Origin of the sequence: Pseudomonas sp. Kh14, from assembly GCF_900291005.1 — a bacterium.
GTDB lineage: Bacteria > Pseudomonadota > Gammaproteobacteria > Pseudomonadales > Pseudomonadaceae > Aquipseudomonas > Aquipseudomonas alloputida.
In genome coordinates this window covers 1-244 of record NZ_OLKJ01000262.1, presented here as the reverse complement: position 1 = coordinate 244, position 244 = coordinate 1, and the positions used below count along the sequence as shown (strand labels likewise).

1 protein-coding gene is annotated in these 244 nt (G+C 67.2%); it reads left to right on the top strand.

Annotation, left to right across the window (positions count from 1 at the left end):
* A partial coding sequence (locus FQ668_RS28055; protein ID WP_144180853.1) for an HD domain-containing protein occupies positions 1-244 on the top strand: 244 nt, incomplete at both ends.

The window sequence follows — 244 nt, the reverse complement described above, 5'->3', positions numbered from 1 at the left end:
ACCCAGGTGCATCCGGTGTCCAGCAACGACCACATCCACACCCGCCTCACCCACTCCCTGGAAGTCAGCTGCGTCGGCCGCTCGCTGGGCATGCGTGTCGGCGAGACCCTGCGCGGCCAACTGCCGGACTGGTGCGAACCCAGCGACCTGGGAATGATCGTGCAATCGGCCTGCCTGGCCCACGACATCGGCAACCCGCCGTTCGGCCACTCGGGCGAGGACGCCATTCGTCACTGGTTCCAAC